At 76.0% G+C, this 6,955-nt stretch carries 6 protein-coding genes; all 6 read right to left on the bottom strand.

All coding sequences use genetic code 11. The features are described from left to right. Positions 1-23: 23 nt before the first annotated feature. Entirely contained in the window at positions 24-482 is a 459-nt protein-coding gene (locus tag AC0CYZ_RS29160) for a nuclear transport factor 2 family protein (protein ID WP_472221609.1), read from the bottom strand. A 156-nt stretch (positions 483-638) separates the two neighbouring features. Then, positions 639-1,439, bottom strand: coding sequence for a PrsW family intramembrane metalloprotease (locus tag AC0CYZ_RS29155; RefSeq protein ID WP_472221608.1), 801 nt, complete (start codon positions 1,437-1,439; stop codon positions 639-641). Between the two features lie 85 nt (positions 1,440-1,524). After that, positions 1,525-2,901: an MFS transporter gene (locus tag AC0CYZ_RS29150; RefSeq protein WP_472221607.1), complete on the bottom strand. Its 1,377-nt coding sequence runs from the start codon at positions 2,899-2,901 to the stop codon at positions 1,525-1,527. 29 nt (positions 2,902-2,930) lie between these two features. After that, positions 2,931-4,082: an MBL fold metallo-hydrolase gene (locus tag AC0CYZ_RS29145; protein ID WP_472221606.1), complete on the bottom strand. Its 1,152-nt coding sequence runs from the start codon at positions 4,080-4,082 to the stop codon at positions 2,931-2,933. Then, positions 4,079-4,255, bottom strand: coding sequence for a hypothetical protein (locus AC0CYZ_RS29140; protein WP_472221605.1), 177 nt, complete (start codon positions 4,253-4,255; stop codon positions 4,079-4,081). The genes AC0CYZ_RS29145 and AC0CYZ_RS29140 overlap by 4 nt, the downstream gene beginning before the upstream one ends. A 48-nt stretch (positions 4,256-4,303) precedes the next feature. Further along, positions 4,304-6,955, bottom strand: a 2,652-nt coding sequence (locus tag AC0CYZ_RS29135; protein WP_472221604.1) for an ATP-binding protein, incomplete at its 5' end; no start/stop codon positions are given.

Below are 6,955 nucleotides of genomic sequence, written 5' to 3'. Positions count from 1 at the left end.
GGTCTCGTTCGGCCGGTGGGCGACTAGGCTCTGCCCGGATCCGCACCATGTCGCGACCGGGCTGCGAGCAGCAGTTCGTTGCGCGTGATCGTCCAGGTCACCATGGCGGAATCGAGGTAGGCGCGAACCTCGACCACCGACGCGCCCGGCTCCGCGGAGTCGAAGCGACACACCCAGACCAGGACGTAGTCGTAGGGCGAGCCGTCGAGGGTGGTGGACATGGCCTGGAGCTCGACGACGACGGTGTCCCCGTCGACGACCAGGTGGCGCGGCTCGAGCCGGATGGCGTCGCGCATGAGGGGCCGGAGCCGGTCGAACGTGGCCTGGAGGAAGACCTTCTTGTCGGTGTAGCGGCCGGCGATCGGGTGGGTGCCCGCGACCGTCCAGTCGACGTCGTCGGCGACGCGCTCGAAGAAGGCGGACACGGTGTCGGGGTGCGCGAGCTTCGCGAAGAGCTGCTCGCGGTCGGTGCGGAGGTCCATCGGTACTCCCGGAGGATGGTGTCGGTCTCGGTGCGGCTGCGGCGGCGTGCGTGGAGCGGGGCCGCCAGGGCAGCGGCCACGACCGATCGGTGCAGGCGCACGGGTGTTCCTCCGTGGTCGGAGGGTCGGCGGTGGTGGCCGTCGCCGGATGGTCGGTCAGGTCCGGGACGCTGCCGTGGCGCGATCGGGCCGGAGCTCACCGAGGCGGTGCGTGGTGAGGACGAGCAGGGCGAAGGCGACGACGGCGAGCACGATGTAGACGAGCAGGCCGCCGACGGAGTCCCACACGGTGTGCAGCGCGACCGCGACGACGTAGGTGCCGACGAACCACCACAGGCCATGACCGAGGCGGGCCCAGCGCCACAGTGCGGCGGCCGTGAGCCCGGTCCAGGCCATGTGCGCGGCCGGGCTGAGCAGGCCCCGGAGCAGGAGCTCGCCGTCGACGGCGGCGATGTTCCCGCGGGTCTGGACCAGCACTGTCAGCGCGTAGCCCATCGTCTCCAGCGCGGCGAACCCCGCCCCGGAGGCGACACCGAGTACCAGGCCGTTCGCCGGACCGTGGCGGTAGCGCGCGACTCCCAGCATGGCCGCCGGAACGATGAGCTTGGCCGCCTCCTCGATCATCGCGACGACGAGCATCGGCAGGCCGCCGAGGCGCTGCATCGCGTCGTACTCCAGCGTCCCGGCGACGACGGTGCCGATGACGCCGCCGAGCAGGGCGGCGAGGGCGATCGGGCCGGTGCCGAGGTCGATGGGGAGTCGACGGCTCGCGACGAAGGTCAGGAAGGCGGCCGGGACGACGGCCGCGCCGAGCAGGATCAGCGAGGGCAGGAAGTTCGGGTTCTGCGTCGCCACCAGCGTCCGACGGACCAGCTCGAAGAGCACGATCCCGCCGATCAGCACGACGATCCACAGCCATCGGGCGACGGGCAGGCGGGTCGGTGTCTCGACGGTCACGTCGAGTCTCCTCTCTCGGTCGAGTTCGTGGCGTCGTCGCCGGAGGTCGTGGGGTTCGCGCCAGCGCTGGAGGCTCGAGCGCGGGTCATCCCGCACGCTCGGGTACCGGTGCTCCGCGTCGCCGGGTCAGGAGGAGCGCGGTGGCCGTCGCTGCCGAGGCGAACGCCAGGGCGACCACCCCGAACCCGGCGGCGACTGCGGTGGCGGCGCCGGTGGGGGCGTGGTCGGCCGGCGTCAGGCCCAGCACGACCGCACCGACCACGGCCAACCCGACGGTCCCGCCGAGCTGGCGGGCCGTCTGGGTCAGCCCGGAGGCCTGACTGCGCTCGTGGTCGGAGACCCGGGCAAGGGCGTCGGTGTTCCCCGGCGACAGGGTCAGTCCCAGCCCGATCCCGACGAGCACCATTCCCGGCACCTGCGGGAGGTAGGTCGTCGTCGGAACGGCGATCGCCCAGGCGGCGGCGCCGGCGGTGCACAGCAGGGTGCCGGTGAGGACCGGGGCGCGGACCCCGGCCCGGTCGTACCAGCGGCCGCCGGCCTGAGCGGCGAGGGTGAGGGGCACGATCAGTGGCAGGGCCGCGAGGCCGGCCTGCATCGGCCCGAGGCCGAGGACCTCCTGGAAGGTCACCGAGCTGTAGAGGACGAGCCCGAGCAGGCCGAACTGGACGAGGGCCATCACCGTCACGTCGCCGGCGAGGCCGGGATCGCGCAGCAGCCGCAGGTGCAGGAGCGGGTCGGCCGCCCGCCGCTGCCGGGCGACGAACCCGGCGAGCGCGGCGGCGCCGAGGACGAGCATCCCGAGCGCGGTGCCGGGGCGGGAGGTGACCTGCTGGAACGCCACGGTCAGCACGCCGAGCCCGACGACCAGCAGCGCGACGTCGACGGGCCGGGGCCGTGCGACGGCCGGGTCGGGCCGATTCGGCACCCCGGCGACCGAGACGAGCACGAGGGTCGCGAGCCCGACGGGCACGTTGAGGAGGAACACCGCCCGCCAGGACACGTACTCGGTGAGCAGGCCGCCGACGAGCGGGCCGAGGGCGAGGAAGACCTGGCTGATGCCGGCGTAGAGGGCCATCGCCCTGCCTCGCTCGCCCGGGCCGAACGCCGCGATGACGATCGTGGCCGACACCGGGATCATCAGGGCCGCGCCGGCCCCCTGCAGGGCCCGGGCGGCGATGACGCCGGTCTCGGCGAGCGGGCCGGACGGCACGAGTGCGCAGGCGGCCGAGGCGAGGAAGAAGAGCGTGACGCCCGCGCGGAAGGCCCGGACCCGGCCCAGGAGGTCGGCGACGCGGCCGCCGAGGGCGACGAGCGCGGCGATCGCGAGGACGTAGGCGTTCACCGTCCACTGCTGCCCCGACGGCGAGAGCGACAGCTCCCGGGTCATCGAGGGCAGGGCGACCGCGACGACCGTCTGGTCCAACATGATCATCGACAGCGAGCCGGTCATCGCGACCAGCACCAGCCATCGTCGGGACGGGGCCGGCGTGGTCACCGGTCGCCGCCGCGCAGCTTCCAGCGCAGCATCGCGACCGCTGCGGGGACGAGCGCGAGGCCGCGCGGCATGCCGGCCACCGGGGCCGGGTTCGTCGCCGGCGGCCGGCGCCAACCCCCGCGACCGGTGGGCCGCAGGCCGAGCTCCTTCAGGGCGTTGACGGCCATCATGCCGGTGAACATCGCGTTCGGGTTGGCGCCGCCGACCCCGAGCCTGGCGACCCCCTCGCCGTACCCCGCGGCGAAGGAGCGCAGGTCGACCTCGGGCCTCCCCCCGGCGGCATCGAGGGCGACCTGGGAGAGGGCCGCGGCCTGGTCGAGGAGGGTCTCGACGAAGGCGGTCGCCTCGGCACCGCGGCGGATCGTCGGGGTGTGGCCGTCGGTGAGCACGGTGACCGTGCCCTCGGCGAGCAGGGTCGCGGCCGTGCCGAGCGCGGTCTGGATCTTGAGCTGGTCGGCGTCGTGCATGACCCCGCAGGGTCCGTTGTCCTCGTCGCCGAGGTGGAGCAGGCCCGCGTCGCGGAGCAGGACCATGACGTGGCCGGTGCAGTGGCCCTGGGTGCGCAGTACGGCGACGGCGCCGTCGGCGAACGACCAGCCGGTGGTGCGCACCGAGCCGAGGGTGAGCCGCTCGAACGGCCGGTCCTCGTAGGGGCGGGTGGTGGCGCCGAAGGGTCGCAGGGGCGCGAACAGCGAGACCACCTTGTTCCCGGCGAGCTGCGGGGGCGCCGGGAGGGGGACGACGCCGGCGATGCGGCGGAACGAGGCGACCCAGTAGGAGTCGGGGTCGGCCATCTGTGCCATGTCGCCGGCGGGGACGTGGTGCTCGACCGGCACGCCGCGCTCGGCGGCCAGCTCGTCGGCGAGGTCGTCGTTGCCGACGTGGTCGGGGTGCCCGTGGGTGGTCAGGACGACGAGCCGGTCCCACGCGCCGACCAGGTCGACGGCGCGGCGCAGGGCGTCGCGGAAGGCGAGGGTGACGCCGGTGTCGACGAGCACCAGCGTGCTGCCGACGCGGTGGAGCAGGGCGTTCGCGACGTCGGGCTGATCGTGCGCGACGTCGAGCTCCTGCCCGAGGACGAGGACCGTCCGGTCGTCGACGACGAGGACGTCGCCGAGGGTGGGGGTGGGGGTGGACAGGGTGCTCACGGCGCGGCTCGATCCTCGTCGTCGGGACGGGTCGCCTCGGGCTCGCAGAGCTGTTCGAGGCGGGCGAGGAGCTCGAGCCGCCCGGAGAAGGGGTGGGCCGTCATCGAGGTGGCCCGCCGGACGGTGCCGGTCAGCCGGCCTCCGTCGGTGGTCACCTCGACGCGGAGCTCCATGACGACGAGCGTGCGCCGCGCGGGCGGCGGAGTCCCTGGGGACGCTCCCTAGACCGTCCCCAGGGCCCGCAGCTCCCGACGGGTGCGAATCCCCAGCTTGGCGTAGACGTTGCCGAGGTGGTACTCGACGGCCTTGTCGCTGACGTAGAGCTCGGCGGCGGCCTCCCGGTTGGTCATCCCTCGGCGGACCAGCGTGACCACGGCCCGCTCACGGTCGGTCAGGCCCAGGTCGGGGCCGGGTGCGGGGCCGTCCCCGGTCCCGGCTGCCGCCAGGTGCCGCTCGACCCGCGCGAGGTAGGGGAGCGCCCCAGCCAGGGTGGTGCGCGCCTCGCGGAGCCGGCGCAGGCCGGCCGGGCGACGGCCGTGCGCCACCAGCAGGACGCCGTAGCGGTCCTGCAGCTTGCCGCGGTCGAGCAGCGGGACGTTCTCGTCGAACCCCTGACAGGCCCGCTCGTAGAGCTCGAGCGCGGTGGTCACGTCGCCGCGGGCCTGGGCGATCCGGCCCTCGAGCCCGACGGTCAGGGCGCCGTGGTCCTGCCCACGGGCCGCGGCGGCGTCGCGCAGCCGGGCCAGCAGGTCCTCGGCGAGGTCGACCTCCCCGAGGTCGACGGCGGCCTCGACGAGCATCGGCCACCACCCGAGCGCCGCCGAGACGGGCACCGTCCGGCGGCCGGCCACCACGTCGGGGAACGCGGCGAGCACCCCGGCGGGGTCCTCCCGGGCGTCCGCGACCATCGCCCGCGCGATCGCGATCGACAGCCCCGCCTCCGGCCCACCGAGCCCGCCCGCCCCGGCGGCCGTGGCGAGATGGGCCTCGGCGTCCTCCCACGCGCCGCGCACGCACCCGGCGAGGCGGGCCAACACCGCGTAGAGCGGCGCGCGGACCCGCGCGAGCCCCTCCTCGTCGACCAGCGCGAGCGCGAGCCGGGCGTGGACCTCGGCGTCCTGCCACTGTCCCACCACGAACAGGGCGTGGGCGAGCTGCTGGTGGGCCCGCGGCAGCTGCTCCACCGAGGCGCCCATGTCCGGCGCCCGCCGGGCGAGCCCGATCGCGGCCCGCAGGTCGCGGACGGCGACCGCGTACCGGGCGGCGAAGAAGTGCAGCATCCCGCGCAGGACGAGCAGGTCGGTGTCGGCGGGCGCGACGTCGGCGGCGTCGTGGGGCAGCCGCCGGGCGATCCGGGCGAGGCCCGCCACCGCACCCGCCCGCATCAGCTCCCCGACACCGAGGGCCACCCATGCCTGCCGCTCCACCTCCGCCGGCAGGTCGAGAGCCAGGGCCCCGTCGGCGAGCTCCACCGCCTCGTCGCCCCGGCCGCCCATCGCGAGCAGCACCGCGAGCCGGACCCGGGCCTCGGCGACGACGTCGTCCGGCCCGTCCGCGGTGGCCGCCCGCCGCAGCGCGTCCACCGCGAGCCCGGAGGCGCCGCTCTCGGCGTCGAGCAGGCCGAGGACGAGGTCGCGGTGTGGGCCGTCGGCGCAGGCCTCGACCGCGGCGCGGTGCTGCGCGGCCCGCCCCGGGCGCCCGTCGGCGACGAGGAGGCGCACGGCGTCGAGCAGGTAGGCCTCGCCCCCGCCGGGCGCCACCCGGGACGCCCCGACGAGGGCCCGCGCGGCCGCCACGCGGGAGCCGCGGCCCCGGGCGCGCTCGGCCGCGGCCACGAGATCGGCGGCGAGCGCCGCGTCGGGTGCGTCCGCGGCCGCGAGGCGGTGCCACAACCCCTCGCCCGCCCCGAGGACCGCGGCGGCCGACCGGTGCAGCGCCTGCCGGCGCGACGGGGGCAGGTCGTCCTCCAGGGCGACGCGGTGCAGCGGGTGGGTGAAGGCGATCAGGTCGCCGCCCGCGCCGTCGTCCTGACGACGGACGAGGTCGGTGGCGAGCAGCGCGTCCAGCGCGTCTGCGGGCCGCTCCAGCCCCGCGATGCGCCCGACGACCGCCAGGGGCGCGGGCCGCGACAGCACCGCCAGGGCCAGGACGAGCCGCCGGGCCTCCGGCGGGAGCCCGGCCACGGTCGCCGTGGTGGTGGACGCCAGCGATCGCGGAGCGGGCAGCCCGCCCTCGCCGCCGACGAGCCCGGCCCCGCCGAGCTCGACGAGCAGGGTGCGCACGTGCAGGGCGTGCCCGCCGGTGTGCTCGTGAAGGCGGGCGGCGTCCCGCGGCCCCAGCGTGACGCCGTGGTTCGCGGCCAGGGTGCGGACCTCCTCGACCCCCAACGGGCCGACGTCGAGACGCAGGCACCGCCGCGGATCGAGATTCAGGCGGGCCCAGCCGTCGACGGCCCCGGGACGGCTGGTGACGACGAGCAGCACGCGATCGGCCTGCAGGCGTCGCGCGGCCGTGAGCAGGGCGGTGCGGGAGTCCGCGTCGGCCCAGTGCAGGTCCTCGACGACCACCGCCAGCGGCCCCTCGTCCTGGTCCGCCGCCCACGACGACAGGAGGTCCAGCCCCGCCCCGAGCGGCCCTCCGTCGCTGCTGCCCGCCCCGAGGGCCGCCAGGAGTCCTCCGGGCTCGTCCGGACTCATCTCGTCGGCCTCGGCCCGGCGCACCCGTATCCCGGGTGGGAGCTCGTCGACGATCGCGTCGACGAGGGCCGTCTTCCCGCTGCCGGCCTCGCCCTCGACCCAGACCACCGCAGGCCGGCCCGCCAGCACCTCGGCGACCCGTGTGCGCGCTGCTGCGCGCTCTGCCTCGCGCCCCAC

It is taken from the genome of Actinomycetospora sp. (assembly GCF_055612215.1).
This window is presented reverse-complemented; position numbering and strand designations above follow the sequence as displayed.

What these genes read in the sequence shown, in the direction of transcription:
- AC0CYZ_RS29140 (WP_472221605.1), bottom strand. Translation starts at nt 4,255, where the DNA reads ATGGAGCTCCGCGTCGAGGTGACCACCGACGGAGGCCGGCTGACCGGC.
- AC0CYZ_RS29160 (WP_472221609.1), bottom strand. Translation starts at nt 482, where the DNA reads ATGGACCTCCGCACCGACCGCGAGCAGCTCTTCGCGAAGCTCGCGCAC.